Raw genomic sequence first — 25,389 nt, forward strand, 5'->3', positions numbered from 1 at the left:
GTGCCGGCCGGCGTCAGTGGCCCGAGCTGCCGGGGCTGGAGTGCCACAGCTTGCGCGGCGCGGCGGCCCGGCGGGCGGCGAGCTTGGTGTCCTCGCCGGCCGGCTTGATGTCGGCGTAGGGCGACATGCGGAAGCCGGTCGGGTGCACCAGCACCGGCCGCACCATGACCGGCCGCGAGCCGTGCGACGCCGCCGCGCCGGCGATCGCCCGCTCGGTGTACTCCCCCGGCGTGGCCATCTGCTCGGCGACCGCGGCCAGCCCGCCGGCCTCCCACGCCTCGTGCAGCGCCGGCAGCTCCCACGCCCCGGTCGCCCGCAGCGACACCCCGCGGGGGCCGGTGCGGCGCACCACCCCGCGGATGACCAGCAGCCACGAGTGGAACACCGTCGCGGCGTAGGGACCCTGCACGTCCTCGAAGAAGGTCGAGTCGGTGCAGCCGGTGCCGTCGTCGAGGGTCACGAAGACGACCCGGCGGCCGGAGCGGATCGGCGGGGTCTGCGTCGCCACCTTCACCCCGGCGACCAGCACCTCGGCCTCGCTGCGGCAGGTCAGCATCTGGCTCGCCGGCACCGCGCCGAGCTCGGCGAGGAACCGCCGGTAGAAGTCGATGACGTGCCGGCTGGCGTCCAGGCCCAGCACCTCGAGCTCAGCGCGCACCAGTTCGGCGTCGGTGAACTCGGGCAGCCCGCTGCTGTCGGCCCACCCGGGCGCCGCCTCCTCCTCGGGCAGCTCCAGCCCCATGAGGTCCATGCCCATGAGGTCCAGGCTGAGCTGGCCGCGGGCGCCGGCCCGGGCGCCGCTGCGGGTCCACCGGTCGAGCTCGCCGATCTGCAGCAGCAGGTCGCGCCGGTTCACCTGGTGACGGCGGCGGGTCGGCCGGCCGGCCTCGCGGTCGCGCAGCCCGAAGCCGTAGAGGGAGTCGAACCCGCCGGCCAGCACCAGCCGCTCCACCACCGGCCGGGACACCGACGCCCGCTGCCAGAAGTCGGCCAGCGACCGGAACGGCTGCCCGTCGACGATCCGGCCCACCTCGTCGGCGGAGATGCCCTTCACGTCGGTCAGCGACAGCCGGATGCCGTAGCGGGACGGGTCGGGCATCGACGCCGGCATCCACTCCGGCCGCAGCCGGCGCCCCTCGTCCGCCTCGTCCGGCTCCTCCTCGTCGCTGAGCCGCTCGACCCGGTAGGTGTCGGCCGAGGCGTTGACGTCGAGGCCCAGCACCCGGATGCCGAAGTTGCGGGCGTCGTCGAGGATCAGCCGCTTCGGGTACATGCCGGGGTCGTGGGTGAGCACCCCGGCGAGGAAGGCCGCCGGGTGGTGCGCCTTGAGCCAGGCCGACTGGTAGGTGGGCAGCGCGAAGGCCGCGGCGTGCGCCTTGCAGAAGCCGAACGAGCCGAAGGCGGCCAGCACCTCCCACACCCGCTCGGCGACCTCGACCGGGTAGCCGGCCTCGAGCACGGCAGGCATGAACCAGGCCCGGACCTCCGGATGGGCGTCCTTCTCCCCCAGCGCGCGGCGCACCTCGTCGGCCTCGGCCAGGGACACCCCGGTCATCCGGGCCACGATCTGCAGCACCTGCTCGTGGAAGACGACCACGCCGGCGGTCTGCTCGAGGCAGAACTCGAGGTCGGGGTGCGGGTAGACCACGTCCCGCCAGCCGTTCCGGGCCATGAGGAACGGGGTGACCATGTCGCTCTTCACCGGCCCGGGCCGGAACAGCGAGATGTCGATGACGATGTCCTCGAACGTCTCCGGCCCGAACTTGCCGACCAGCTCGCGCTGCCCCGGCGACTCGATCTGGAACATGCCGAGCGTGCGGGTGCTGCGGATCAGCTCGAACGTCGTCGGGTCGTCGCGCGGGATGGCGTCGATGTCCACCGTCTCGCCGTCGACCCGCTGGATCTCGTCGAGCGCGTGCGCGATCGCCGACTGCATCCGGATGCCGAGCAGGTCGAGCTTGAGCAGCCCGAGCTCCTCGACGTCGTCCTTGTCGAACTGGCTCATCGGATAGCCGAGGAAGCTGTTCTCCACCGGCGTGCGGTCCAGCAGCGTGGCGTCGGAGAGCAGCACCCCGCACGGGTGCAGGGCGATGTGCCGGGGCAGCCCGTCGAGCCGGGCGACCAGGTCGAACATCAGGTCGAGGTCGCCGGTGCCGCCGCCGCGCTTCGAGCCCATCCGGCTGGCCCGCAGCTCCGGCAGGTCGCGCAGCGCGGCGTGCACCTGGTTGGCCCGGATGTGCGGGAACGCCTTGGCGATGGCGTCGACCTCGGCGATCGGCATGCCCAGCGCGGCGCCGACGTCGCGGATCGCGTGCCGCACCCGGTAGGTGTCCATCATCGAGATGCAGCTGACCCGGTGCGCGCCGAAACGCTCGAGCACCGCGTCGTAGACCTCCATGCGCCGGGCGGACTCCACGTCGATGTCGACGTCGGGCAGCTGGTGGCGCAGCGGGGAGAGGAAGCGCTCCATCAGCAGCCCGTAGCGGATCGGGTCGACGTCGGAGATGCCGAGCAGGTAGGTGACCAGGCTGCCGGCGCCCGAGCCGCGCGCCGCCGCCCGGACCCGCAGGCTCTTGATCAGGTCGACCACGTCGGCGACGGTGAGGAAGTAGGAGGGGTAGCCGAGGGAGTCGATCACGCCCAGCTCCTCCTCCAGCCGGACGCGCACCCGCTCGGTCAGCGCCATCCCGCGGCGGCCGAGGCCGGCCTCGCAGCGGGCGCGCAGCACCTGCGACGGGCTCATCCCCCGCTCGGCGGCGGTGGTGACGACGTCGAGCTCGGGATAGCGGACCGTGCCGATGCCGAGGTCGGCGGTGACGTCGACGGCGCACTGCTCGGCCAGCCGGGCGGTGCCCTCGAGCAGCCGCAGCGCGGCGTCGCGGTCGGGGCCGACGAGGTCCTCGGCGACCTCGGCCATCTCCTTGCCCGACTTCAGGTAGCCCTCGGCGGTGCGCCGGTCGACGTGCCGCAGGTCGAGCGGGACCAGCCGGCGGGACGCGTCGAGCACGTCGGCGGTCGGCGCGTCGAGGGCGTCGACGTAGCGGACGGCGTTGGTCAGCACCACCGGCACCTGCTGCTCGGCGGCGAAGCGCAGCATGACTGCCGCCCGGGCCCGGTCGCCGCGGCCGCGGTGGTGGACCAGCTCGACCGCCAGCCGGCCGGGGCCGAACACCGACCGCCAGGCGGCCAGCACGGCGGCGGCGTCGTCGGCCCGGCCGTCGGCCAGCGCCCGCCCGACCGGGGAGTCGGGGCCGAGCAGCGCGACCAGGCCGGGCGCGTGCTCGGCGGCGAGCGCCAGCGAGCTGACCGGCTCGCCCCGCGTGCCGCGCAGGTGCGTCGCGCTGGTCAGCCGGCACAGCGAGCGCCAGCCTTCGCCGTCGCGGGCGAGGAAGGTGACCCGCGGCAGCCGCGGGTCGACGCTCGCGCCGCCCCGGGCGGGCACCCGCCGCCCGGCGGGCCGGCCGAGCCGGGCCGCCCCCGATCCGTCGCCCAGCGGCCGGGCCAGGGGGCGCGGGACGGCGGAGTCGACGGCCGGTGCCATCGCCAGGTCCACCCCGAAGATCGGTCGCACCCCGGCCGAGCGGCAGGCGAGCGCGAACTTGACCGCGCCGTAGAGGCCGTCGCGGTCGGTCAGCGCGAGCGCCGTCATGCCGTGCTCGGCGGCCCGGGCCACGAGGTCGGCGGGGTGGTTGGCGCCGTACCGCATCGAGTAGCCCGAGGCGACGTGGAGGTGGACGAAGGGGTCGGCGCTCACCTTCGGTGGTCGGACCCGCCGACCACCCGCGGGCGGGTGGAGGCGGTGCGGACCGGCTCGGGAGAGAGGGTGCCGAGGGTGTGCTCGACGACGGTGAGGAACGCCCGGACGTCGCGGACCAGGTCGTCGGCCTCCCGCTCGGTGACCGCGCGGGAGAGGCCGGCCTCGGCCGCGGCCCGCTTGGCGGCACCGGCGGCGAAGAAGGTGGCCCACTCCCCCAGCTCCGGCGCCACCTGACCGAGCAGCACCCACGCGCTGCGCGGCCGGCGCCGCCCGGCCTCGGGCCGGGTGCGGGCGGCGAGCACGGCGGCGGCTGCGCGCAGCGCACCCAGGTGGGCGGTGGCGTACCGGCGCCGGGGGTCGTCGGTGCAGCCCGCGGCCTCGGCCAGCGCGCGGTGGGCCTGGTCGAGGAGCGCGGCCGCCGCCGGGGGCAGAGGCGGCGGCAGCGGCAGCTGGTCGGCGGGCATGACTCGCGCGGCGCCCATCAGTCGTGCACCCGCACGAGCCACCAGCGGTTGCCGGCGGCGTCCCAGGACAGGTCGTAGACGCCGGCGAAGCTCATCCGCGACCGGCCGGCCCGCACCGCCTCCACCCGCCACACCTCCCGGGAGGCGACCAGCTCGGCCGAGGCACCGCCGGAGGAGCTCACGGCGTGCTGCTGCCACCAGGGGGCGGTCTCCACCCAGGAGTCGAGCAGCTCCCCCACGACGTAGCGCGACCCGCCGCGCCAGAACTGCACCGGACCCAGCGGGCCGCGCTCGACCTGCACCTCCTCGCCGACCCGACCGGCCGGCCCGCCGAGCACCCGGCTCATGGCACACTCCCCTGTCTCGCTCTCCCGCCAACGCCGTCCGGCCCACCGCCCCGGGCGGGGAAGGACCCGAGAGCGGCGGGTGTCGGCTGTGTCCGAAGCCTGCTGATCGAACGCATGTTCGAACACGGAGAAGTAGACCTGACGCGGCCGCGCCCGTCAAGTGGTGCGCCGCCCGTGTCCCGCCGCCGACCGCGCCGGATCGGGGCGCGCGGGCCGCGGGGCCGGTGGCAGGATTCCCCCATGACCCGTCCCGCGCACCCACGGGTCGCCGAGGTCGCCGAGCTCCTCGCCGCCTCCGGAGCAGCCGGGCAGGTGCGCGAGCTGCCGGGCAGCGCCCGCACCGCCGCGGCGGCCGCGGCCCAGCTCGGCGTCCCCGTCGGCGCGATCGCCAACAGCCTGCTGTTCGACGTCGACGGCGAGCCCCTGCTCGTCCTCACCAGCGGCGGGCACCGCGTCGACGAGGTGCAGGTGGCCGGGCTGCTCGGCGTCCCGCACGTCCGGCGGGCCTCGCCCGACTTCGTCCGGGAGCACACCGGGCAGCCCATCGGCGGGGTGGCCCCCATCGGCCACCCCGAGCCGATCGGCACGCTGGTCGACGTGGAGCTGGCCCGCTACGAGCGCGTGTGGGCCTCGGCGGGGCATCCCTCGGCGGTCTTCCCCACCACCTACGAGGAGCTGCTCCGGCTCACCGCCGGCACGGCCGCGGAGGTGGCCGGGGGCATGCTCGATCCCGACGTCGAGGAGGCGGTCGGCCCATGACCGGCACCCGGCCCACCGCACGGGTCACCGAGCTGCCCGTCTCGTGGATCCGCGAGCACATGCACGAGGCCCTGGCCATCTACGGGCTGGCCATGGGCTACGACCCCTCGGTCGTCGCCGGCCGCTACGGCTACGCGATGCAGCACACCGAGCGCCCGGGCTTCCGCGCCGTCGGCGCGTTCGCCGAGACGCCGGAGGGCGAGCAGCTCGTCGGCTTCGGCTACGGCTACCTGGTCGCCCCCGGCCAGTGGTGGCACGACCAGGTGCGCGCCGCGCTCGACCGCCGGACGGCGAAGCGCTGGCTGCCCGGCGCCTTCGAGGTGTGCGAGCTGCACGTCCACCCCGAACACCAGAGCCGCGGGCTGGGCCGGCAGCTGCTGCACGCCCTGGTGGCCGGCCTGCCGCATCCGGCCGCACTGCTGTCCACCCCCGACGCCGACACCAAGGCCTTCCGGCTCTACCACGCCGACGGCTTCGTCGACCTGGCCCGCGGCCACCACTTCCCCGGGGACTCGCGGCCGTTCGCCATCCTCGGCGCGCGGCTGCCGCTGCGCGCGCCGGCCCCCGACGCCTGACCCGCGTGCCGGACCGCCGCCCCGACGACGTCGCCGACGCCGTCGTCGTCGGCTCGGGCCACAACGGGCTGGTCGCGGCCTGCTACCTGGCCCGCGCCGGCCTGTCGGTCGAGGTCCTCGAGCGCGACGCCGTCCTCGGGGGCGCGGCCTCGACGGTGGAGCGCTGGCCGGGCGTGCGGGTCGACCGCGGCTCCAGCGCGCACGTGATCATCCGGCACAGCGGGATCGTCGAGGAGCTCGACCTGGCCGCGCACGGGCTGCGCTACGTCGACTGCGACCCGTGGGGCTTCGCGCCGGGTGACCCGCCCCTGGTCTTCCGGAGAGACCTCGACGCCACCTGCGCCTCGATCGCGGCCGCCTGCGGTCCGGACGACGCCACGGCCTACCGGCGCTTCGTCGAGGTCTGGGCGCCGCGCAGCCGCGCCGTGGTCGCCGCGTTCGGCGGCCGGCCCGCGGCGGGGAACCTGCTGCGCGCCTTCTGGCCGCTCGGCGCCCCGCGCAACGGCCGGCCCCGGACGCCGGGCGGCGAGCTAGCCGTCGACTTCCTCGGCTCGGGCGACGCGCTGCTCGACCGCTGGTTCACCAGCGAGCGGCTGAAGGCGGCGCTGGCCTGGTTCGGCGCGCAGTCCGGCCCGGCGATGTCCGAGCCGGGGACGGCGGCGATGGTCGGCTGGGTGGCGCTCCTGCACGCGGTCCCGCCCGGTCATCCGGTGGGCGGCTCGGGCGCGCTCACCGCGGCGCTGCGCCGCCGGCTCGAGGCCGACGGCGGCCGGGTCGCCCTGGGCGACGCCGCCACGCGGCTGCTGGTAGAGGACGGTCGCGTCACCGGCGTGGCGACGGCGTCCGGACGGCGGATCGCGGCCGGCACCGTCGTCGCGGCCTGCCACGTCCTGGCCACCCGCGAGCTGGCCGGCGACGCCGCTCCCCCTGCGCTCGCGGACGCCCGGCCGCCGCTGGGCAACGGCTTCGGCCTCGTCGTCCGCGCGCTCACCGACGCACCGCCGTCCTACCCCGGCGCGGGCCCCGAGGCGCAGGGCGGCCTGCAGCTGCTGTGCACCGACCGCGCCGAGCTGGCCGCCGCGCACGGCGACTGGCAGGCCGGCCGGCTGCCCCGCGTCCCGGTCCCGCTCGCGATGTGCTTCTCCGCGTCCGATCGCACCCTCGCGCCGGAAGGACGGCACGTGGTCACGCTGTGGGGTCAGTGGTACCCGTACGAGCTGAAGGACGGCGGCGACTGGGACGCCCTCGCCGACGCCGAGGCCGACCGGCTGATCGCGGCCGTGGACCGGTTCGCGCCGGGCTTCGCCGCCTCGGTGCTCGACCGCTACGTGCAGACCCCGCTGCGGCTGGAGCAGGAGCTGTCACTGCCCCGTGGCAACGTGATGCACGTGGAGATGGGGCTGGCCAGCATGTTCGCGTTCCGGCCGACGCCGGCGCTGGCCGGCCACCGGGTGCCGGGGCTGGCCGGGCTGTACCTGGCCGGCGCGTCCACGCACCCCGGCGGCGGGGTGTCCGGCAACTCCGGCCGGACGGCGGCCCGGCTGGTGCTGGCCGACCGCAGGAGGCGCCGGTTCGCGCGGTGGCCCCGGTGACGACCGCGACCGCGCCGGGGGTGGTCGGACGGCGGGTCCCCCTCGTGCTCGCCGTGCTCCTGGTCCTGACCGCGATCGCCTACCCGCTCACCGACGGCGGGGCGCGCGACGCGGTGACCTGGGCGATCGTGCTGCTGGGGTCGGCGGTGTCCGTGACCCACGCCGGCATCTCCCGCGGCCGGCGCACCGGCCTCGGCGTCGCCGGTCTCGTCGTGGTCACGGCGATCGCGGTCGAGGCGGTGGGCCTGGCCACCGGCTTCCCCTACGGCCGGTACACCTACGGCGACGTGCTCGGGCCCCGGCTGCTCGGCGTACCGTTCCTCGTGCCGCTGGCCTGGCTGATGATGGCCTGGCCGAGCTGGGTGCTGGCCGCCCGGCTGGCCCGCCGCCGACTGGCCCGCGTCGCCGTCGCCGCCGGCGTGTTCGCCGCGTGGGACGTCGTCCTGGATCCGCAGATGGTGCAGGCCGGGTACTGGACGTGGGCCGATCCGGAGCCCGGGCTGCCGGGCATCGACACCGTGCCGCTGACCAACCTCGGCGGCTGGCTGCTGGCCGGGCTGGTGCTCATGGGCCTGCTCGACGCGCTGGTCGCCCCCACCGCGACGGCGCGCCGGACCGGTGACGCCGCGCCGCTGCTCGCCCTGGGCTGGATGACGCTGGGCGGCGCACTCGCGCACGCCGGCTGGCTGGGGCTGCCGGGATCGGCGGCGTGGGGCGCGGTCCTCGCCGTCCCGGTGCTGGTGGCGCTCGCCCGGCAGCGGATCCGGTCGTGAGCCGCCTGGTCAGGGTCCTCGCGGGGATGTCGGCCGCGGGCGCGGTGCACGCGGCGGTCAACATGGCCCTGCTGCGCCGGCCGCCGGCCGTGCCGCCGCTGGTGCGCCGCCCGGTGACCGTCGTCCTGCCGGTGCGCGACGAGGCGCGGCAGGTCGGCGCGTGCCTGGCCGGGGTGCTCGACCAGCGCGGCGTCCCCGGCCTGCGGGTGGTGGTGGTCGACGACGGCTCCACCGACGGCACCGCCGAGATCGTCCGGGCGGTCGCCGACCCGCGGGTCCACCTCATCGAGACGAAGGGGCCGCCGGCCGGCTGGCTCGGCAAGCCGCACGCCTGCGCCGTCGGCGCGGCCGAGGCCGGACCGGACGACGACGGCGTGCTCGTCTTCCTCGACGCCGACGTGCGGCTGTGGCCGGACGCCGTCGCGGCAGCCGTCGCCCTGCTCGACGCGCACGGGCTGGACCTCGTGTCGCCGTGGCCGCGGCCGCTGGCCGGCACGCTCGCCGAGCGGGTGGTCCAGCCGCTCTCGCCGTGGCTGTGGGCGACCACGCTCCCGCTGCGGCTGGCCGAGCGCTCGGCGCGCCCGTCGCTGGCGGCAGCCAACGGGCAGTTCCTCGTCGTGCGGGCCGGCAGCTACCGCCGGGCCGGCGGGCACGCGGCGGTCCGCGGCGAGGTGCTCGAGGACCTCGCGCTGCTGCGCGCGGTGAAGCGGGCCGGGGGCCGGGGCGTGCCGGTCGACGGCTCGCGGCTGGCCGCCTGCCGGATGTACGAGGGCTGGCCGGCGCTGCGCGACGGCTACACGAAGTCGCTGTGGGGCACGGTCGGCGGCTCCCCGGCCGCGAGCCTGGCCGCGGCGGCGGTGCTCACCGCGGGGGGCGTCGTCCCCGCGGTCGCTGCGCTGCGCGGCTCGCGCGCCGGGCTGGCCGGCTACCTCGCGGGCGTGGCCGGGCGGGCCGTGGTCGCCGTCCGCACCGGCGGACGGGTGTGGCCCGACGCGCTGGCCCACCCGGTCTCGCTGCTGGTGCTCGACGCGCTGCTGGTGCGGTCGGTCCGCGGCCGCCGCCGCGGCACGCTGACCTGGCGCGGGCGGCCGATCGGTGCGGTCGCTACCGGACCTCGAACATCTCGTAGTTGAGCCGGCCGTCCTCGAACCGGCCCTGGCCGACCGCCAGCACGCTGTTGAGCCAGGCGTAGCGCTCGTCGGAGGTCTCGAACGTCGGCGCGACCGTGTACGTCCCCCGGGAGCGGTCGCACCGGCCCGAGTAGCTGACGTAGATGATCGCCCCGTCGTCGGTCTCGATGACCTGGCGCACGTCGAGCAGCATGGCGTCGCCGGGGCCGGGCTTCGCCCAGTCGCCGCCCGCACCCACGATCCGTCCGGCGAGCCGCTCGCCGTCCCAGCGACCCTCGCTGATCGACGCGATGATCCGGCTGCCGAACGGCCCGCCGTCGATCCGGTGCATCTCGCCGGCCGCGACGGACACCCGCGCGAGCGGCACGAGCTGGAGGCCGGTGCCCGTGGATGCGTCCACCTGAGACATGGCAGGGGTCCCCTTCCGGGAGCCGTGCGGGTTGCCCAGTTACTTGGCGGACCATACAGTTACTGCCTCTCGCCAACAAGCCCTGGAGGCGGTCCGCCGATGAGCGCCGACGTGTCCACCGTTCCTCCGCTCGGAGCCGGAGCGCTGATCCTCGCCAACGGTTCGATCGGGCCGGTGCCCTTCGAGGAGCGGGTGTCCGCCGCCGCGGCCGGCGGGTTCGACGGGATCGGCCTGTCCGTCTGGGAGTACACGCGGCTGCGCGGGGAGGGCCTCGAGATCGCGCAGATGCGCGACGCGCTGGACCGGCACGGGCTGCGGCTGGCCGAGCTCGAGGTCTTCCTGGGCTTCTCCGTGTCCGGCGCGGCGGCGCAGAGCGAGCCGATCCCCGGCGTCCGCTACACGGATCCGGGCACCGAGGCCATCTTCTTCGAGATCGCGGACGCCTTCGGCGTGCGGCACCTGCAGGCCGTCGGCACGTTCGGCACGGACGTCCTGGAGGACGACGCGGCGGAGGCGTTCGCCGCGCTGTGCGACCGCGCCGCGGACCACGGCCTGCTGGTGGCCCTGGAGTTCGTCCCCACCACCAACGTCCCGGACGCCGGCGTCGGGCAGCGGATCGTGGCGGAGGCCGGGCGGCCCAACGGCGGGCTGTGCGTCGACAGCTGGCACCACTTCCGCGGCCGCGCGGACGACGACCTGCTGCGGGCGATGAGTCCCGACCGCGTCTTCATGATCCAGCTGGACGACGGACCGGCGTCCCCCCGCGACCCCGACTTCGTCACCGACACCATGCAGCACCGGCTGCCGCCGGGCGACGGGGACTTCGACCTGGTGCACTTCCTGCGCCTGCTCGCAGGAATGGGCGTCGCGGCGCCGATCTCCGTCGAGGTCCTCTCCGCCGAGCTCGCGACCAAGCCGGCGGCCGAGGTCGCCACGATCCTCGGTACGGCCACGAAGCGGGTCGTGAACGCGAGCAGGTGAGGTCAGGACGGCCGGCGGATGTCGACCCGGATCCAGGTGACCTGGATCCGGGTGGCGCCGGTGGGCGGTGGCAGGCTGCGACCGGCGAGCTGCCTCCCGGCCACGCGGCCCACCGCCTCGATCGCCTTCGCGGCCGCGAGCGCGGTCACGGCGACCGCGGACGCGGCGAGCACCGGCCCGGCGGTGGCCGCACGCGCCAGTGCCGGGACGAGGGCGCGCGGCGCCAGCGACCTCCCGGTGCGACGAGCGACGACGCCGTCCCTCCCGATGACATCGACCCGGTCGGCCATGGCGTCCTCCGTCTGTCGCGGCGGTTCCCGCCCAGTGTCCGCCCAGGGGAGCACCGCGCGCCCGCGCAGCCGGGGTGGACGACGATGACGGCGTGACCTCGGCCGACTCGCCGCCCCGCACGCAGTTCGACCCCGCCGAGATGGAGTCCCGGGCGTTCTACCGGGTCCTCAACTCGGTCGTGGTGCCGCGCCCGATCGCCTGGGTGTGCAGCCGTTCGGCGGACGGCGTGGACAACCTGGCGCCGCACTCCTTCTACACCGTGGCCTGCGTCGAGCCGCCGATCGTGCAGTTCACCTCGGTGGGCCGCAAGGACTCGCTGAGCAACGTCGAGGCGACCGGCGAGTTCACCGTGAACCTCACCCCGCGGGCGCTGTTCGAGCAGATCAACGCCACCGGGACCGACTTCCCGCCGGACCAGAGCGAGGCCGAGCACACCGGCGTCCGGCTGGAACCCAGCGACCGGGTGGCGGCGAAGCGGGTGGCCGAGTCGCCGGTCAGCATCGAGTGCACGCTGCACTCGACGGTGAAGCTGGGCGACTGCTGGGTGGTCTTCGGCCGGGTGCTGGCGGTCAGCGTCTGGGAGCACGCGGTGCGCGACGGGCGGCCGCGGATCGAGCACCTCGACCCCGTCGCCCGGCTCGGCGGCAACGAGTGGACGACGCTCGGCGAGGTCCTGGAGATCCCGCGGATCCCGTACAAGAGGTGGTCGGGCGACCCGTCGATCGGCGAACGCCTCCGCGGCGGCTGACCCGGGCTTTCTGTACCGAAAGCCCGCTCAGGCGGGGAGATGCGTCGCGATCTCCGCGGCGGCGGCGGTGCCGAAGGCGTCGGCGAAGCGCTCGAGGAACGGCTCGCGGACGATCGAGTACTCCTGCGTGCCCACCACCTCGACCGCCTCGGTGGCGACGGCGGAGCCGAGCTGGGTGGACCGCTCGAGGGAGAGCCCCCAGGTCCGGCCGGCGATGAAGCCCGCCCGCAGCGCGTCGCCGCCGCCGGTCGGCTCCACCGGCTTGGTCTCGGGCACCGCGCGCACGCGGAGCGGCTCCTCGCCGGCCCGGCGCACGAGCACGCCGTCGGCCGCGCGGGTGGTCACCCAGGTACCGACCCGGGCGAGCACCTCCCCCTCGGTCCAGCCGGTCTTCTGCAGCAGCAGCGCGGCCTCGTACTCGTTGGTGAACAGCACGTCGGCGTCCTCGACCAGCGAGCGGATCATGTCGCCGTCGGCCCAGGCCAGCTGCTGGCTGGGGTCGGCGGCGAAGGCGTACCCGCGCTGCCGGCACTCCTCGGTGTGGCGAACCATCGCGGTCGGGTCGTTCGGCCCGACGACGACCAGGTCCAGCGGGCCCACCCGCCGCTCGACCGGCGCCAGCTCGATCTGCGCCGCCTCCGCCATCGCGCCCGAGTAGAACGAGGCGATCTGGTTGTTCTTCGCGTCGGTGGTGCACACGAACCGGGCGGTGTGCTTGAGCTCCGACCAGCGCACGCTGCCCGTGTCCACGCCGTGCCGCGACAGCCAGGCCTCGTAGTCGGCGAAGTCGCTGCCGACGGCGCCGACCAGCACCGGCCCCAGCCCCAGCAGGCCCAGCCCGTAGGCGATGTTCGCCCCGGCGCCGCCGCGGTGCTGGACCAGGTCGTCGACGAGGAACGACAGCGACACGTTCTCCATCTGGCCCTCGACGAACTGCTCGGTGAACGTGCCCGGGAAGGTCATCAGGTGGTCGGTGGCGATCGAGCCGGTGACGGCGACGGGCACGGGCAGACGCTCCTCTGGAGACGGTGAACGACGCGCGACGTCGCGCGAAACAGCACCTCAGGGTAGGTGTGCCCCCGCGGACCCGCCCGCCGGTGGCCCGGTGCGGTCACCGAGCGCGCGGCGCAGGGCGACGCCGAGCTGGGCCACGGCCACCGCGCCGAGGACCGCGCCGGCCGCCGTCCCCGCGGTGACGACGGTCGCCGCGGCCCCGCCGACGACCCCCGCCCCGCCGAGAGTCAACCCGGCCATCGCCACCCGCGTCGGCCGCTCCCACACCGACAGCGCCCCGGTCTCGGCCACCCCCGCCTGACCGGCCCGCGCCCGCAGGTAGTCCGGCAGCCAGCACAGCGCGCCGAACGCGGCGGCCAGCCAGCCGGGCGCGCCCGCCGCCCACAGCGCGCCCGCGTAGGCGGCCTCGGTCAGCCGGTCGACGGCGGAGTCGAGCACGAAGCCGCGCCGCGACGCCCGGCCGGTGCCGATCGCCAGCGCCCCGTCGAGGCTGTCGAGCAGGCCGGAGAGCCCCACCAGCAACCCGGCGGCGACCAGCCACCCGCCGCCCGCGACGGCCGCGCCGACCGCGGCCACCGACACCAGCAGCCCGAGCGCCGTGACGAGCACCGGCGGGAGGCCGGCCAGCGGGCGGGCCAGGCCGTAGGCCAGCGACAGCCAGCCGCGGACCAGCCCGGCCGGCCGCGTGCCGCCGTGCCAGCGCGACCACGCGGCCAGGTACTCGTCGCGGCTCATCACGGGCCGCAGTCCACCAGCCGGTGGCGCGGACGGCGAGACCAGGGACAGTGGGAGGGTGCTCGCCGGCCTCTCCCCCGCCCGCCGACGCGTCGTCCTGGCCGTGCTGGCGCTGGTGGGCGTCGCGGTGGTCGCGCTGGCCGCCGTCCTGCTCGTCCCCCACGGGGCCGGCCGCGGCGACGAGCCGGTCTCGCAGGAGGAGCCGGGACCGGTGCTGCTCGTGCCCGGCTACGGCGGGTCGACGGCGTCGCTGCGGGAGCTCGCCGACCGGCTCACCGCCGCGGGCCGCGACGCCACGGTGGTCGCCGTCCCGGGCGACGGGACCGGGGACCTGGGCGCCTCCGCCGACGCGCTCGGCGCCGCCGCCGCCGACGCGCTGGAGCGGACCGGCGCCGACAGCGTCGACGTCGTCGGGTACTCCGCGGGCGGGGTCATCGCCCGGCTCTGGATCGCCGACGGCGGGGCCGCCGTCGCCCGGCGGGTGGTCACCCTCGGCGCCCCGCACCACGGCACGACCCTGGCCGACCTCGCCGGGCGGGTCGCCCCCGGCCGCTGCCCGGAGGGCTGCCGGCAGCTCGCCACCGGCAGCGCTCTGCTGGCGCAGCTCAACGCCGGCGACGAGACCCCGGCCGGGCCGACCTGGGTCTCCATCTGGACGACGCAGGACGAGACGGTCACCCCGCCGGACTCCGCCCGCCTGGACGGCGCCCTGAACCTGACCGTCCAGTCGGTGTGCGCCGACGCGCAGGTGGGCCACGGCGGGCTGCCGCGGTCGCCGCTGGTGCAGGCGATGGTCGAGGCCGAATTGGCCGCCGGCGACCCGGTCGCGCTGACCCCGGCCGACTGCGCGCGGCTGGGCGGCGGCTAGGCCGACGCGCCGTGCTCGGCGAAGCGCCGCCGGGCCTGCTCCAGGGCCTGCACGGCCTCCTTGCTGCGCTCCCAGTGGCCGGACTCGGTCGACTTGTGCGGCTCGATCCGCTTGTAGATGTCGAAGAAGTGCCAGATCTCGGCGATCTGGTGCATCGGCACGTCCTCGAGCTCCCTGAGGTGCGCGTGCCGCGGGTCCTCGGCCGGCACGCCCAGCAGCTTGGCGTCCGGGCCGGCCTCGTCGCGCATCCAGTACACGGCGATGATCCGCGCGTGGACCAGGCAGCCGGGGAAGGTCGGCTCGTCGAGCAGCAGGAGGACGTCGATCGGGTCGTCGTCCTCGGCGAGGGTGTCCGGCACGAACCCGTAGTCGCCGGGATAGCCGGTCGCGGTGAACAGCATCCGGTCCAGCCGGATGCGGCCCCACTCCGGGTCGTACTCGTACTTGTTCCGCGATCCCTTGGGGATCTCGACCATCACGTCGACGTCCACGGACCACCCCTCCCGGCGAGAGCGACCTTCGCCCGGTAGCGCGGGCGCGTCAACTCGGGACCGATGACTTCGCGGCCGCGGCCGAGTCGTCAGGGACGAGACCGGGACGAGGAGGACGCCATGCCGAAGCTGCGGGTCCACAACATGTCGATGTCGCTCGACGGCTACGCCGCCGGGCCGGACCAGAGCCTCGAGGAGCCGCTGGGCGTCGGTGGCGAGCGGCTGCACGAGTGGATGTTCCAGACCGCGTTCTGGCACGACATGGTCGGTGAGCCCGGTGGGTCGACCGGGCGGGACGACGACTTCGCGCGCCGCGGCGACGAGAACATTGGCGCGACGATCATGGGCCGCAACATGTTCGGCCCCGTGCGCGGCGAGTGGGGCGACACCGACTGGAAGGGCTGGTGGGGGCCCGAGCCGCCCTACCACCACCCGGTCTTCGTCCTGACCCACTTTCCGCACGAGCCGATCGAGATGGCCGGCGGGACGACGTTCTTCTTCGTCACCGACGGCATCGAGTCGGCGCTGGAGCAGGCGTTCGCCGCGGCCGGCGGGCAGGACGTGCGGCTCGGCGGTGGGGCGTCCGTCGTCCGCGAGTACCTGCGCGCCGGCCTGCTCGACGAGCTCCACGTGGCCGTCGTCCCGCTGCTGCTGGGGGCCGGCGAGCGGCTGCTCGGCGACGGCGTCGGCACGGACCTGGAGCTGGCCGAGTTCGTCCCCTCGGAGACCGTGACGCACGTCCGCCTGGTGCGCGGCTAGCTCGTGACGTCCTTGGTCGTGAAGTTCGCCCAGGCGGCGGCGAGCAGCACCCCGACGTAGACGCCCTGCAGCGCCAGTCCGCGGGTGATGTCGCGCCAGTGGATCGGGTCGCGGAAGAAGTCGACGAACGCCAGCCAGTACCGCGTGGGCAGGTAGGGCGCGATCGGCGACGCGGCGTCGAGAGTGAACAGCAGCGACGAGGCGACGAGCACCGCCAGGGCGCCGAGGGTCGCGCCCAGCGGCGAGTCGGTGAACGTGGAGAAGAACAGCGCGAACGCGGCCACCCCGCACATCGACACGGTCACGTAGCCGATGGAGAGCAGCGTGCGGCCGGTCAGCTCCTCCGCGGTCAGCGAGGTGCCCGACACCGACGTCCCGCCGACCGGCTGGGCGTCGAACAGCGTCGTCCCGAGCAGGTAGCCGACGGCGGCCACCACGACGACCGTCACCAGCACGAACGCCAGGACGGCGACCAGCTTGGCCACCAGCAGCCGGGTGCGGCCGGCCGGGCGGGCCAGCAGGTAGCGCAGCGTGCCGGCCTGCGCCTCGCCGGCCACCGCGTCACCGGCCACGACGGCCACCGCGATCGGCAGGAACAGCGGCAGCACGATCGCCAGCGCGGCCAGCGGGAACAGCGCGCCGTTGGTGAGGACGGCGGAGAGGAACGGCGGCCCCTCCCCCGGCCGGGGCGCCAGGTCGGTGATCAGCAGGAGGACGGCGACGGTGATCGGCAGCGCGTTGAGGACGGCGATCGTCGCCCACGTCCGCGGCCGGCGGAACAGCTTGCGCAGCTCGACTGTGATCATCGGACCGATCCCCGCGCGTCCACCCGGTCCGGGCTGGTGCCGGCCGCGTGCAGCACGACCTGCTCCAGCGTCGGGCGCTCCAGGGCCAGCCCGGTCACGGGCACGCCGGCCCGCACGAGCAGGGCGTTCACCTCGGCCGGGTCCGCGCCGCGCACGACCACCCGCCGACCGTCGACCGCGGTGACCCGCCCGTCCAGCGTGGCCCGCACCCGGTCGGGGTCGGGCGTGTGCACGACCGTCGAGCCGGTGGGCGCGGTCAGCACGGCCAGCTCCTCCTGCAGCACCAGCCGGCCGCGGTCGAGGACGCCGACCCGGGTCGCCATCTGCTCGACCTCGGCCAGCAGGTGGCTGGAGAGGAAGATCGTCGTCCCGCCGCGGTGCAGCTCCAGCAGCAGCGTGCGGACCTCGTGGATGCCCTGCGGGTCCAGCCCGTTGGTCGGCTCGTCGAGCACGAGCAGCTCCGGGCGCCGCAGCAGCGCCCCGGCCAGGCCCAGCCGCTGGCGCATGCCCAGCGAATACGCCTTGACCGGACGGCGGCCGACGCCGGCCAGCCCGACCTGCTCGAGCACCTCGTCGATCCGCCGCCGCCGGGTGCGCCAGCCGCCGCCCGCGCCGGAGGCGTCGAGCAGCGCGAGGTTCTCCCGGCCGGAGAGGTGCCCGTAGTGCGCCGGGCCCTCGATCAGCGCGCCGACCCGCGGCAGCACCCGGCGTCCGGCCCGCGGCATCCGCCCGCCAAGCAGCTGCACCTCGCCGCTGGTCGGCAGGACGAGCCCCAGCAGCATGCGCACCGTCGTCGTCTTGCCCGACCCGTTGGCGCCGAGGAAGCCGTAGACGTCGCCCTCGCGGACGTCGAGGTCGATGCCGTCGACGGCCCGCACCCGGCCGAAGCGCTTGACCAGGCCGCGCGTGGCGATCACCGCGGTCATCCGCGGCTCCGGAGGTCCGGGAGCTCCCGCGCGGCGGCCTCGAGCGCGTCGAGGGTGACCGTGCCGGTGAGCACGTAGGTCTGCTCCCCCGGGGCCCCGACCAGCATGATCCCGAGCGGGCCGGCGGTCAGCCGGGTGCCGAGCTCGTCGTCGACCGCGGTCGGGCTGGCCGCGGCCGCCCGGCGCAGGTCCCCGGCGAAGCGCCGCGGCACCGGGACGACGGCCAGCAGCGTCACCCCGCGGCCGTACAGGCCGATCGCGTCCGGCGCGCCCTCGATCGACCGGCGCGGCAGCCCGGCGAGGACGGCGGGCAGGCCGACCCGCCGCAGCCGTCGGTCGGCCGTGTCCAGCACGCCGTTCTCCACGTCCCGGCCGAACACGACCCCGGAGGGCGGGGTGAATGCGACCACCTCCGGCGACGGGCGGCGCAGGTCCAGGTCGAGGAAGCGGGTGTCCAGCGCCGGGTTGCGGGCGCCCTTGCCGAACACCTGCAGCTTCAGCGGCAGCCCGGTCGACCCGTCCACCCAGACCTCGACCCGCGCGACCGACGCCGCGGCCTCGGCCGGCACCAGCCGCAGGCCGAGGGCATCCCGGCCGGCGATGCGGGCGGCGCCGATGCGGGTGAGCTCGTCCGGCGCCGCCTCGGAGAGCAGCCGCCGGCCGAGCGTGGTCGGCAGCAGATCGGGCGCGGCGGGCAGGCTGAGCGGCGCGGCCGCGGTACGGGTGACCCGGTTCGCCTCGTACTCCCAGATCCAGCTCCCCTGGCGGTCGCGGTGGACGTCGGTCTCCCCGGCGGCGCTGACCACGTCGACGCGGTGCTCGTCGGCGCCGCGCCACCAGACGCGCATCGTCGTCCGGTCGCTGAACAGGTCGGCCAGGCTCGGCAGCTCGTCGGACACCGGCAGCGCCAGTCCGCCGGCGGACTCGGCGTACCCGGAGAAGCCGACGTCCTCGCTGGCGAGCACCGCGGCGCGCAGGTCGCCGGCCGAGACGTCGGAGTCCTCGGCCGGCAGCGCCCCGATCACCGCGGGCAGCGCGGCGAGGACGGCGACCAGCGCGGCCACGAGCGACCAGCGCCGGGCCGCGCCGTACCGCTCCCGCACCACGCCGACGACGGTACGACGCCGACCGCGCGCGCACCGTCCTGTGCGGCGGCGGTGAGGGCGCGCACCGTGCGTTGATCAAGCCGTGGTGGAGTGGTCGACCAAGACCGCCTCGGGTCCACCGGTGTCTCGCGAGGGCTGAGGCACCGCTGAACGCGAGGTGATCTTGGGCGCGGTCACGCGTGAGGGCCGGCGGAACGGGGCACGCAGGACGGCATGGCTCCGATCAGCGATGCGGTCGTCGTCGACGTGCTGCGCCGGGTGGACCGGCTGGTCACCCCGCTGGTGCGCCGGCTCGGGCGCCGCCCCGCCCGCCCCCAGGACGAGCGCGACCGCTGGTGGGCCGAGCGGGTCCCCGTCGTGGCGGCCGTCGTCGCCGCGGTGCCCCGGTTCGCGGGCAAGCTGGCCGACCTGCTGCCGCTGCAGAACACCGTCGGCACCGCCGTCCAGTCGATCGTCGTCCTCGGCGTGGCCGGTGAGCACAAGGTGACCGACCCGGCCGAGCGGGTGTGCCTGCTGGCGCGGGTGCTGCTCGGCCGCGACCTGACGGCGGAGACGGTCAGGCCGCTGCTGACCCACGTCGCCGGCACCTACCGGGAGGAGGCCTTCGGCACGCGGCGGGGCGGCCTGCTCGGCACGCTCCGCACGGTGTGGCGGGTGTCCCGGCTGCTGGGCCGCATCGACGACGCGCTCGACGCCCGCCCCAAGGGCAGGCTGCACCACCGCGCGCTCGCCAACCTGCCGGTGGTCGGGGTGGCCGGGGGCTACGCCGCCGAGCGCGAGGGCCTGCGGCTGGCGGCCGAGCGCGCGAGCGCGGCGCTCGGCGCTACGCCGTAGGGGCGAGGGCGGCGAGGTTGGCGTAGATCTCCCGCGTCGCGGTCGACCGGTTCATCGTGATGAAGTGGATGCCGGGCACGCCCTCGGCGAGCAGCCGGCGGCACAGCTCGGTGGCCACCTCGACGCCGAGCGCGCGGACGGCGGCCTTCGCCTCCGGCGTCTCCCCGTCCAGCGCGGCGAAGCGGGCCGCCAGCTCCTCCGGGAACGCCTGCCCCGAGAGCTGCACGATCCGGTTGATCATCTTCACGTTCGTCACCGGCATGACCCCGGCGATGATCGGGACGTCGCAGCCGCGGCCGCTCACCCGGTCGCGCAGCCGCAGGTAGTCCTCGGGGCGGAAGAACATCTGGGTGATGGCGAAGTCTGCGCCGGCGCGGCACTTGGCCACGAACATGTCGGCGTCGGTCTCGAAGTCCGGCGAGCGCGGGTGCCGCTCGGGAAAGGCCGCGACCCCCACGGAGAAGTCGCCCATCGACTTGATCAGCTCGACCAGCTCGGCGGCGTAGCGGAAGCCGTCGGGGTGCGCGACCCACTCCGCCTGCGGGTCGGCGCCGGGCGGGTCGCCGCGCAGCGCGAGCAGGTTGCGCACCCCCGCGGCGGCCAGCCGGCTGACCACCTGCCGCAGCTCGGCGACGCTGTGGTCGACGGCCGTGAGGTGCGCCAGCGGGGTCATCGTGGTGTCGGTGGCGATCCGCTCGGTCACCGACACGGTGCCCTCGCGGGTGGTGCCGCCGGCCCCGTAGGTGACCGAGACGAAGGACGGGTGCAGCCGCTCCAGCTCCCGCAGCGCCGTCCACAGCTGGCGCTCGGCCTCGGGCGTGCGGGGCGGGAAGAACTCGAACGACCACGTGGGCCGCTCCTGCCGGAGCAGCTCGCGCACGGTCCGGGTCACGGGGGGACAGGGTACGGGTCGTCCGGAAATTTCCGGCGGACCGCATCCGCGCGGCGGCGTCCGGGAGAAGTCCTTCCGTAGCGCACCCGTACCAGCAGGAGGAGACGCCAGTGACCGTCGACGGGAGTCCCTGGAGGACCGTGCTCCGCGAATGGCGCCCCGCCGGGTCGAGCAATACTGATCCCGTGACCGCCGGGACGCAGCACCTCGACGCCGCCGACCGGCTGGCCGCCGTCGACCTCGACCGCGTGCGCACGGCCGTCGCCGCGGCGCTCGACGACTTCCTCGACCTGCAGCACCGCACGCTCGCCGGCATGGACCCCGCGCTCGCCCCGGTCGCCGACGAGGTGCGCGCCCTCGCCCGCGGCGGCAAGCGGCTGCGCCCGGCGTTCGCCTACTGGGGCTGGCGCGGCGCCGCGGCCGGCACCCCGGGCCCGGGCGAGGACGACGCCGCCGTCCTCCGGGCGGTCGCCGCGCTGGAGTTCGTGCACGTCAGCGCGCTGGTGCACGACGACGTGATGGACGGCGCCAGCACCCGGCGCGGCCGCCCGGCCACGCACCACGGCTTCGCCACCCGGCACGGCGCGGACGCCCTGGCCGGCGACCCCGCCGCGTTCGGCGTCGGCGCGGCGATCCTCGTCGGCGACCTCGCGCTGGTCTGGTCCGACGAGCTGCTGCGCTGCTCCGGCCTGAGCGACGCCACGCTGACCCGGGCGCGCGGTGTCTGGGACACCATGCGCACCGAGGTGACCGCCGGGCAGTACCTCGACCTGCTGCGCGCGGCCGGCGGCCTGCCCGGCCCGGAGGGGGCGCTCACCGTCGCCCGGTACAAGAGCGCCGGCTACACGGTGCAGCGGCCGCTGCAGCTCGGCGCGGCGATCGCCGGCGCCGGCCCCCGGCTGTTCGAGGCCTACAGCGCGATCGGGCTGCCCCTCGGGGAGGCGTTCCAGCTGCGCGACGACGTCCTCGGGGTGTTCGGCGACCCCGCCGTGACCGGCAAGTCCGCCGACGACGACCTGCGCGAGGGCAAGCGGACGCTGCTCATCGCGCTGGCCGAGCTGGAGGCCGACGAGCCCGGGCGGACGCTGCTGCGCGAGTCGCTCGGCGACCCCGACGCCGGCCCCGACCAGTTCGACGCGCTGCGCCACCTCATCGAGACCACCGGCGCCCGGGCCCGCGTCGAGGAGCGGATCGCCGAGCGCACCGCCCGCGCCCGCGCCGCCATCGCGGCCGCGCCGATCACCGAGGACGCCCGCGCGGCGCTGGACGCGCTGGCCGTCGCCGCCACCTCGCGCACCGCGTGAGAACCGTCCCCGGTCGCACCGACCACGTCGTCGTCGTCGGCGCCGGGCTGGCCGGGCTGGCGGCCGCGCTGCGTCTGCGCGGCGCCGGCCGGGAGGTGACCGTCGTCGAGCGCGGCGCGGGCCCCGGCGGCCGGGCCGGCCGGGTGGCGCGGGACGGATACGTCCTGGACACGGGGCCGTCGGTGTTCACCGCACCGGAGATCCTGGCCGACACCCTCGCCGCCGTCGACGACAAGCTCGCCGACCGGCTGGGCCTGGTGCCGCTGGAGACCACCTACCGCGCGCAGTTCGCCGACGGTTCCTCCCTCGACGTGCAAGCCGACCCCCACGCCTTCGCCGCCGAGGTCGAGGCGCTGTGCGGACCGGCCGAGGCGACGGCGCTGCGCCGCTACCTGGCCGACCTCGCCGGCCTGTACCGGCTGCAGCTGACCACGTTCATCGACCGCAACCTCGACTCGCCGCTGGACCTGCTGGGGGCACCGCTGGTCGAGCTGGTCCGCCGTGGCGGGTTCCGCCGACTCTCGGCGCACGTCGGTCGGGCGTTCACCGACGAGCGGCTGCGCCGGCTGTTCAGCTTCCAGGCGCTCTACGCGGGGGTCTCGCCGTTCCGAGCGATCGCCGCGTACGCCGTCATCGCCCAGCTCGACATCGGCGCCGGGGTGTGGCACCCGGTGGGCGGGGTCGGCGCCGTCCCGCGGGCGCTGGCCGACGCGGCGGCCGACGCAGGGGTGGCGTTCCGCTACGGCGCATCGGTCCGCGAGCTGCCGACGTCCGGACGGCGGGTCACCGGCGTGCGGCTCGCGGACGGCGAGCTGCTGCCGGCCGACGCCGTCGTGGTCACCGCCGACGCGCCGCACCGGCTGGTGCCGGGGCTGCGCGGGCCGCGCCGGCCGGTGTACTCGCCGTCCTGCGTGGCGCTGCACCTGGGCGTGCGCGCGGAGCTGCCCGGGCAGGCGCACCACACCATCAGCTTCGGCGCGGCCTGGCGGGAGGTGTTCGACGAGCTGACCCGCGACGGCCGGCCGATGAGCGACCCGAGCCTGCTGGTCAGCATGCCCTCGGTCACCGACCGCACGCTGGCCCCCGAGGGCGGGCAGGTGCTCAGCGTCGTGGCGCCCACCCCCAACCTGGACCCGAAGAGCGGCGGCAGCCCGTCGATCGACTGGACGGCGCTGGCCCCCCGCTACCGCGACGAGCTGCTGGCCACGCTGGAGGCCCGTGGCTGGACCGGGGTCTCCGACGCCATCGAGGTCGAGGAGCTGGCCACCCCCCGCGACTGGGCCGCGCAGGGCATGGCCGCCGGCACGCCGTTCGCGCTGGCGCACACCTTCGGCCAGACCGGCCCGTTCCGCCCGCCGACGCTGCCGCGTTCCGGTCCGGAGAACGTCGTCCTCGCCGGGTCGTCGGTGCAGCCGGGGGTCGGGGTGCCGATGGTGCTGATCAGCGGCCGGCTGGCCGCGCAGCGGATCACCGGATGACCGCGGTGGCCGACCGGCAGGCGCAGCTGGACGCCGCCTACCGGCACTGCGCCGTGATCGCCGCCCGGCACGGCAAGAGCTACCACCTGGCCACCCGGCTGCTCAGCCCCGACCGGCGGCCGGCGGTGCACGCGCTCTACGCCGCGGCCCGCACCGCCGACGACCTGGTCGACGTCCCCGGGGCCGACCCGGCCGGCGACCTCGCCGACTGGTCCCGCGCCGTCCTCACCGAGCTGGAGGAGGGCTGGTCCGACGACCCGGTCCGGCTGGCGCTGGTGCACACCTATCGCCGCTACGGCATCCCCGTCGAGCACCTGGTCGACTTCCTCGCCGCGATGACCAGCGACCTCACCGTTGCCGGTTACGCCGACCTCCCCGCGCTGGACCGCTACATGTGGGGGTCGGCCGCCGTCATCGGGCTCATGGTCCTGCCGGTGCTCGGCACGGCGCCCGGGGTGTCCCGCGAGGAGGCGGCACCGTACGCGATCGCGCTGGGCGAGGCGTTCCAGCTGACCAACTTCTGCCGCGACGTCGCCGAGGACGCCGACCGAGGCCGGGTCTACCTGCCGGAGGACCTCATGGCCGCGCACGGCGTGACCCGCGAGCAGCTGGCGGCCCGGCGGCACGACGACCGGTTCGAGGCGCTGATGCGGGAGATGGTGGCGATCGTCCGCCGCCGCTACGACGACGCCGCCCCCGGCACGCCGCTGCTCGCCCGCGAGTCCCGCGACTGCGTGCGGGCGGCCACCGCGCTCTACGGCGGCATCCTCACCGAGATCGAGAAGGCCGGCTACCGGGTGCTCGACCGCCGCGTGCGGGTGTCGAAGCCGCGCCGCCTGGCCGTGTTCGCCCGCCGGTTGACCGCCGCCCAGCTGGCCAGGGTGAGCGTCACGAGGGCGAAGCCGAACAGCAGGTCCTCGACCGGGGCGTAGGCGATCCGCGGCCCCCAGACCGCACCCGGGTCGTAGACGACCACGTCGAGGCCGGTGAGGACGCCGTTCATCAGCAGCTGGAAGAACAGCACGATCGCGTAGGCGACCCAGAACACCCGGCGGGTCACCAGGCGGGTGCGCAGCACGGCCAGGTCGACCACGAGGACGGCGACGACGGCGGTGACCGCGAGAGCGCTGTAGCTCATTGCTCGTCGTACCCCGCGTTCCAGCCGGTGACCGTGCGGACCGCCTCGAACGCCAGCACCGCGCAGACCGGGACGACGAGGAAGAACAGCACCTCCTCGACCGGGATGCCGCCGGGCAGCCGCAGGCCGAGGGTCCGGGTGTCGCTGTAGTCCCAGTGCCCGGCCGCGATCGCGTAGAGCACCCAGACCACGAAGACGACGAACTCCGGCACCAGCGCCAGCAGCAGCCGCCGCCAGCGGGCGTAGACCCGGACCCGGAGCACGATCTCCAGCGGCGCCGTCACCACCAGGCAGCCGGCGAGCAGCGCCAGGTAGGTCAGGTGCTCCACGCCCGGGCTTTCTGTACCGAAAGCCCCACTACAGCGCCAGGGCCTGGGCGCGGCGGGTGACCTCGGTGTGCCGGTCGCCCCGCAGCGCCTCCACCGGCGTCCCCGGCAGCGAGTCGTCGCTGCGGAACAGCCACTCGAAGGCCTCCTCGTCGCTGAACCCGCCGTCGCGCAGCACGGTGAGCAGCCCGGGCAGGTGCTTGAGGATCGCGCCGTTCTGCACGAAATCCGCGGGGATCCTGCTGTTGCCGCTACCGGGCACCGCCATCAGCTTGCCGTCGCGGATGAGCTGACGGACCCGGTTCGGTGAGACCCCGAGCGTCTGGGCGACCTCGGCGGGGGTGAGCGTCTCCACGCCCGCGAGCCTATGTCGCTGCGCCGCCGGTCAGGGACGGGTTCGCACCAGGACGCGCTGGTCCTTCTCCGTCCGCAGCACGGCGTCCTCGCCGCGGTAGAGCCGGGCGAGCGCGGCCGGGCCGATGCCGAGCTCGCGCGCCGCCTGGTGCAGCTCGAGCTTGTGCATCCGCCCGCCGTTGGCCGCCACCCGGCCGAGCAGCTCGGCGACCTTCCGCGGGTCCGGCTCGTCCTCCGGCCGCTCGTCGAGGCCCTCGGCGAGGATCGCGTCGATCTGCCGCTGCAGCCCGCGCAGCGCCAGCCGCAGCCGGGTCGCCTCGTCGACCACCCCGCCGGCCTCCCCCGAGCCCTGCCAGGTGCGCTTGGGATAGCGCCGCAGGTACTCCTGCTCCAGCTCGAGCATCCGCTCGGTGTGCCGCTGGTACTGCTCGGCGGTGCCGTGCAGGAAGACCCAGTTGCGGGTCGCGTGGGCGTGGGTGCCCTGCTGCTCCAGCTCCTCGTCGGAGAGGTCGCGTGCCGGCCGGCCCTCCAC

The 25,389-nt window shown here is 75.8% G+C and carries 28 protein-coding genes and 1 pseudogene; 13 read left to right on the top strand and 16 right to left on the bottom strand.

Annotation, left to right across the window (positions count from 1 at the left end; all coding sequences use genetic code 11):
- Positions 1–13: 13 nt before the first annotated feature.
- From ACWIYF_RS16315 to ACWIYF_RS16325, 3 genes are read right to left on the bottom strand one after another with little or no spacing between them, the layout of a single operon-like run.
- Positions 14–3,754, bottom strand: a complete 3,741-nt coding sequence (locus ACWIYF_RS16315; protein ID WP_448623874.1) for a DNA polymerase III subunit alpha — start codon at positions 3,752–3,754, stop codon at positions 14–16.
- Complete coding sequence (locus tag ACWIYF_RS16320) at positions 3,751–4,239, bottom strand: SAV_6107 family HEPN domain-containing protein (RefSeq protein WP_448623875.1); 489 nt, start codon at positions 4,237–4,239, stop codon at positions 3,751–3,753. Before ACWIYF_RS16320 ends, ACWIYF_RS16315 begins: the two co-directional genes overlap by 4 nt.
- Entirely contained in the window at positions 4,239–4,568 is a 330-nt protein-coding gene (locus ACWIYF_RS16325; RefSeq protein WP_448623876.1) for a DUF6504 family protein, read from the bottom strand. The genes ACWIYF_RS16320 and ACWIYF_RS16325 overlap by 1 nt, the downstream gene beginning before the upstream one ends.
- A 240-nt stretch (positions 4,569–4,808) precedes the next feature.
- On the opposite strand from ACWIYF_RS16325, the gene ACWIYF_RS16330 reads away from it, so the two are divergent.
- Genes ACWIYF_RS16330 through ACWIYF_RS16350 form a run of 5 tightly spaced genes read left to right on the top strand, consistent with a single transcriptional unit; the run spans position 4,809 to position 9,400 of the window.
- Complete coding sequence (locus tag ACWIYF_RS16330; RefSeq protein ID WP_448623877.1) at positions 4,809–5,327, top strand: YbaK/EbsC family protein; 519 nt, start codon at positions 4,809–4,811, stop codon at positions 5,325–5,327.
- On the top strand, positions 5,324–5,902 hold the full coding sequence (locus tag ACWIYF_RS16335; RefSeq protein WP_448623878.1) for a GNAT family N-acetyltransferase: 579 nt from the start codon (positions 5,324–5,326) through the stop codon (positions 5,900–5,902). Before ACWIYF_RS16330 ends, ACWIYF_RS16335 begins: the two co-directional genes overlap by 4 nt.
- 5 nt (positions 5,903–5,907) lie before the next feature.
- Positions 5,908–7,494, top strand: a complete 1,587-nt coding sequence (locus ACWIYF_RS16340) for a phytoene desaturase family protein (protein ID WP_448623879.1) — start codon at positions 5,908–5,910, stop codon at positions 7,492–7,494.
- The gene (locus tag ACWIYF_RS16345) at positions 7,491–8,267 is read left to right on the top strand and encodes a carotenoid biosynthesis protein (RefSeq protein WP_448623880.1); all 777 of its coding nucleotides are present in this window, start codon (positions 7,491–7,493) and stop codon (positions 8,265–8,267) included. The genes ACWIYF_RS16340 and ACWIYF_RS16345 overlap by 4 nt, the downstream gene beginning before the upstream one ends.
- The gene (locus tag ACWIYF_RS16350) at positions 8,264–9,400 is read left to right on the top strand and encodes a glycosyltransferase (protein ID WP_448623881.1); all 1,137 of its coding nucleotides are present in this window, start codon (positions 8,264–8,266) and stop codon (positions 9,398–9,400) included. Before ACWIYF_RS16345 ends, ACWIYF_RS16350 begins: the two co-directional genes overlap by 4 nt.
- On the opposite strand, the gene ACWIYF_RS16355 is transcribed toward ACWIYF_RS16350, so the two are convergent.
- Complete coding sequence (locus ACWIYF_RS16355; protein WP_448623882.1) at positions 9,372–9,797, bottom strand: DUF3237 domain-containing protein; 426 nt, start codon at positions 9,795–9,797, stop codon at positions 9,372–9,374. The genes ACWIYF_RS16350 and ACWIYF_RS16355 overlap by 29 nt on opposite strands.
- A 108-nt stretch (positions 9,798–9,905) precedes the next feature.
- Between ACWIYF_RS16355 and ACWIYF_RS16360 the strand changes: the two genes are divergently transcribed.
- Positions 9,906–10,787, top strand: coding sequence for a sugar phosphate isomerase/epimerase family protein (locus tag ACWIYF_RS16360; RefSeq protein ID WP_448623883.1), 882 nt, complete (start codon positions 9,906–9,908; stop codon positions 10,785–10,787).
- Between the two features lie 2 nt (positions 10,788–10,789).
- Here the strand turns inward: ACWIYF_RS16360 and ACWIYF_RS16365 are convergent, their stop codons facing one another.
- Positions 10,790–11,077 (bottom strand): hypothetical protein, encoded by a 288-nt coding sequence (locus tag ACWIYF_RS16365; RefSeq protein WP_448623884.1) that lies wholly within the window; start codon positions 11,075–11,077, stop codon positions 10,790–10,792.
- 92 nt (positions 11,078–11,169) lie between these two features.
- On the opposite strand from ACWIYF_RS16365, the gene ACWIYF_RS16370 reads away from it, so the two are divergent.
- Positions 11,170–11,826, top strand: a complete 657-nt coding sequence (locus ACWIYF_RS16370; protein WP_448623885.1) for a flavin reductase family protein — start codon at positions 11,170–11,172, stop codon at positions 11,824–11,826.
- A 27-nt stretch (positions 11,827–11,853) separates the two neighbouring features.
- Here ACWIYF_RS16370 and ACWIYF_RS16375 read toward each other — a convergent pair whose 3' ends face one another.
- Both ACWIYF_RS16375 and ACWIYF_RS16380 read right to left on the bottom strand, forming a co-directional pair.
- Positions 11,854–12,831: a carbohydrate kinase family protein gene (locus tag ACWIYF_RS16375; RefSeq protein ID WP_448623886.1), complete on the bottom strand. Its 978-nt coding sequence runs from the start codon at positions 12,829–12,831 to the stop codon at positions 11,854–11,856.
- A gap of 57 nt (positions 12,832–12,888) precedes the next feature.
- Complete coding sequence (locus tag ACWIYF_RS16380; RefSeq protein ID WP_448623887.1) at positions 12,889–13,575, bottom strand: CDP-alcohol phosphatidyltransferase family protein; 687 nt, start codon at positions 13,573–13,575, stop codon at positions 12,889–12,891.
- 58 nt (positions 13,576–13,633) lie between these two features.
- On the opposite strand from ACWIYF_RS16380, the gene ACWIYF_RS16385 reads away from it, so the two are divergent.
- Complete coding sequence (locus ACWIYF_RS16385) at positions 13,634–14,443, top strand: lipase family alpha/beta hydrolase (RefSeq protein ID WP_448623888.1); 810 nt, start codon at positions 13,634–13,636, stop codon at positions 14,441–14,443.
- Here the strand turns inward: ACWIYF_RS16385 and ACWIYF_RS16390 are convergent.
- On the bottom strand, positions 14,440–14,934 hold the full coding sequence (locus ACWIYF_RS16390) for an inorganic diphosphatase (RefSeq protein ID WP_448623889.1): 495 nt from the start codon (positions 14,932–14,934) through the stop codon (positions 14,440–14,442). The two genes, ACWIYF_RS16385 and ACWIYF_RS16390, sit on opposite strands and share 4 nt — an antisense overlap.
- Positions 14,935–15,054: 120 nt before the next feature.
- On the opposite strand from ACWIYF_RS16390, the gene ACWIYF_RS16395 reads away from it, so the two are divergent.
- Complete coding sequence (locus ACWIYF_RS16395) at positions 15,055–15,693, top strand: dihydrofolate reductase family protein (protein ID WP_448623890.1); 639 nt, start codon at positions 15,055–15,057, stop codon at positions 15,691–15,693.
- Here the strand turns inward: ACWIYF_RS16395 and ACWIYF_RS16400 are convergent.
- From ACWIYF_RS16400 to ACWIYF_RS16410, 3 genes are read right to left on the bottom strand one after another with little or no spacing between them, the layout of a single operon-like run.
- Positions 15,690–16,499: an ABC transporter permease gene (locus ACWIYF_RS16400; protein WP_448623891.1), complete on the bottom strand. Its 810-nt coding sequence runs from the start codon at positions 16,497–16,499 to the stop codon at positions 15,690–15,692. The two genes, ACWIYF_RS16395 and ACWIYF_RS16400, sit on opposite strands and share 4 nt — an antisense overlap.
- Positions 16,496–17,425: an ABC transporter ATP-binding protein gene (locus ACWIYF_RS16405; protein ID WP_448623892.1), complete on the bottom strand. Its 930-nt coding sequence runs from the start codon at positions 17,423–17,425 to the stop codon at positions 16,496–16,498. Before ACWIYF_RS16405 ends, ACWIYF_RS16400 begins: the two co-directional genes overlap by 4 nt.
- Complete coding sequence (locus ACWIYF_RS16410) at positions 17,422–18,531, bottom strand: sigma-E factor regulatory protein RseB domain-containing protein (RefSeq protein ID WP_448623893.1); 1,110 nt, start codon at positions 18,529–18,531, stop codon at positions 17,422–17,424. The genes ACWIYF_RS16405 and ACWIYF_RS16410 overlap by 4 nt, the downstream gene beginning before the upstream one ends.
- Positions 18,532–18,744: 213 nt before the next feature.
- On the opposite strand from ACWIYF_RS16410, the gene ACWIYF_RS16415 reads away from it, so the two are divergent.
- Entirely contained in the window at positions 18,745–19,365 is a 621-nt protein-coding gene (locus ACWIYF_RS16415; protein ID WP_448623894.1) for a hypothetical protein, read from the top strand.
- On the opposite strand, the gene metF is transcribed toward ACWIYF_RS16415, so the two are convergent.
- Positions 19,355–20,257 (bottom strand): methylenetetrahydrofolate reductase [NAD(P)H], encoded by a 903-nt coding sequence (metF, locus tag ACWIYF_RS16420; RefSeq protein WP_448623895.1) that lies wholly within the window; start codon positions 20,255–20,257, stop codon positions 19,355–19,357. The genes ACWIYF_RS16415 and metF overlap by 11 nt on opposite strands.
- Positions 20,258–20,442: 185 nt before the next feature.
- Between metF and ACWIYF_RS16425 the strand changes: the two genes are divergently transcribed.
- The 3 genes from ACWIYF_RS16425 to ACWIYF_RS16435 are packed head-to-tail and all read left to right on the top strand — an operon-like array spanning position 20,443 to position 23,971.
- A complete protein-coding gene (locus ACWIYF_RS16425) occupies positions 20,443–21,561 on the top strand; it encodes a polyprenyl synthetase family protein (protein WP_448623896.1) in 1,119 nt (372 codons plus the stop codon).
- Entirely contained in the window at positions 21,558–23,039 is a 1,482-nt protein-coding gene (crtI, locus tag ACWIYF_RS16430; RefSeq protein ID WP_448623897.1) for a phytoene desaturase family protein, read from the top strand. Before ACWIYF_RS16425 ends, crtI begins: the two co-directional genes overlap by 4 nt.
- The gene (locus tag ACWIYF_RS16435) at positions 23,036–23,971 is read left to right on the top strand and encodes a phytoene/squalene synthase family protein (protein ID WP_448623898.1); all 936 of its coding nucleotides are present in this window, start codon (positions 23,036–23,038) and stop codon (positions 23,969–23,971) included. The genes crtI and ACWIYF_RS16435 overlap by 4 nt, the downstream gene beginning before the upstream one ends.
- On the opposite strand, the pseudogene ACWIYF_RS16440 reads toward ACWIYF_RS16435, so the two are convergent.
- The 4 genes and pseudogenes from ACWIYF_RS16440 to ACWIYF_RS16455 all read right to left on the bottom strand — a co-directional run.
- Positions 23,968–24,177, bottom strand: a pseudogene (locus ACWIYF_RS16440) (lycopene cyclase domain-containing protein); the annotation flags it as partial. The gene ACWIYF_RS16435 and the pseudogene ACWIYF_RS16440 overlap by 4 nt on opposite strands.
- Positions 24,174–24,506 (bottom strand): lycopene cyclase domain-containing protein, encoded by a 333-nt coding sequence (locus tag ACWIYF_RS16445; protein WP_448623899.1) that lies wholly within the window; start codon positions 24,504–24,506, stop codon positions 24,174–24,176. The gene ACWIYF_RS16445 and the pseudogene ACWIYF_RS16440, both read right to left, overlap by 4 nt.
- Positions 24,507–24,534: 28 nt before the next feature.
- Positions 24,535–24,858 carry an Rv2175c family DNA-binding protein gene (locus ACWIYF_RS16450; protein ID WP_448623900.1) on the bottom strand — a complete coding sequence of 108 codons (324 nt, stop codon included), beginning with the start codon at positions 24,856–24,858 and terminating at the stop codon, positions 24,535–24,537.
- Positions 24,859–24,888: 30 nt separating this feature from the next.
- On the bottom strand, positions 24,889–25,389 hold the full coding sequence (locus ACWIYF_RS16455) for a DUF6158 family protein (protein WP_448623901.1): 501 nt from the start codon (positions 25,387–25,389) through the stop codon (positions 24,889–24,891).

The sequence above is a fragment of the Geodermatophilus sp. URMC 64 genome, from assembly GCF_053502555.1.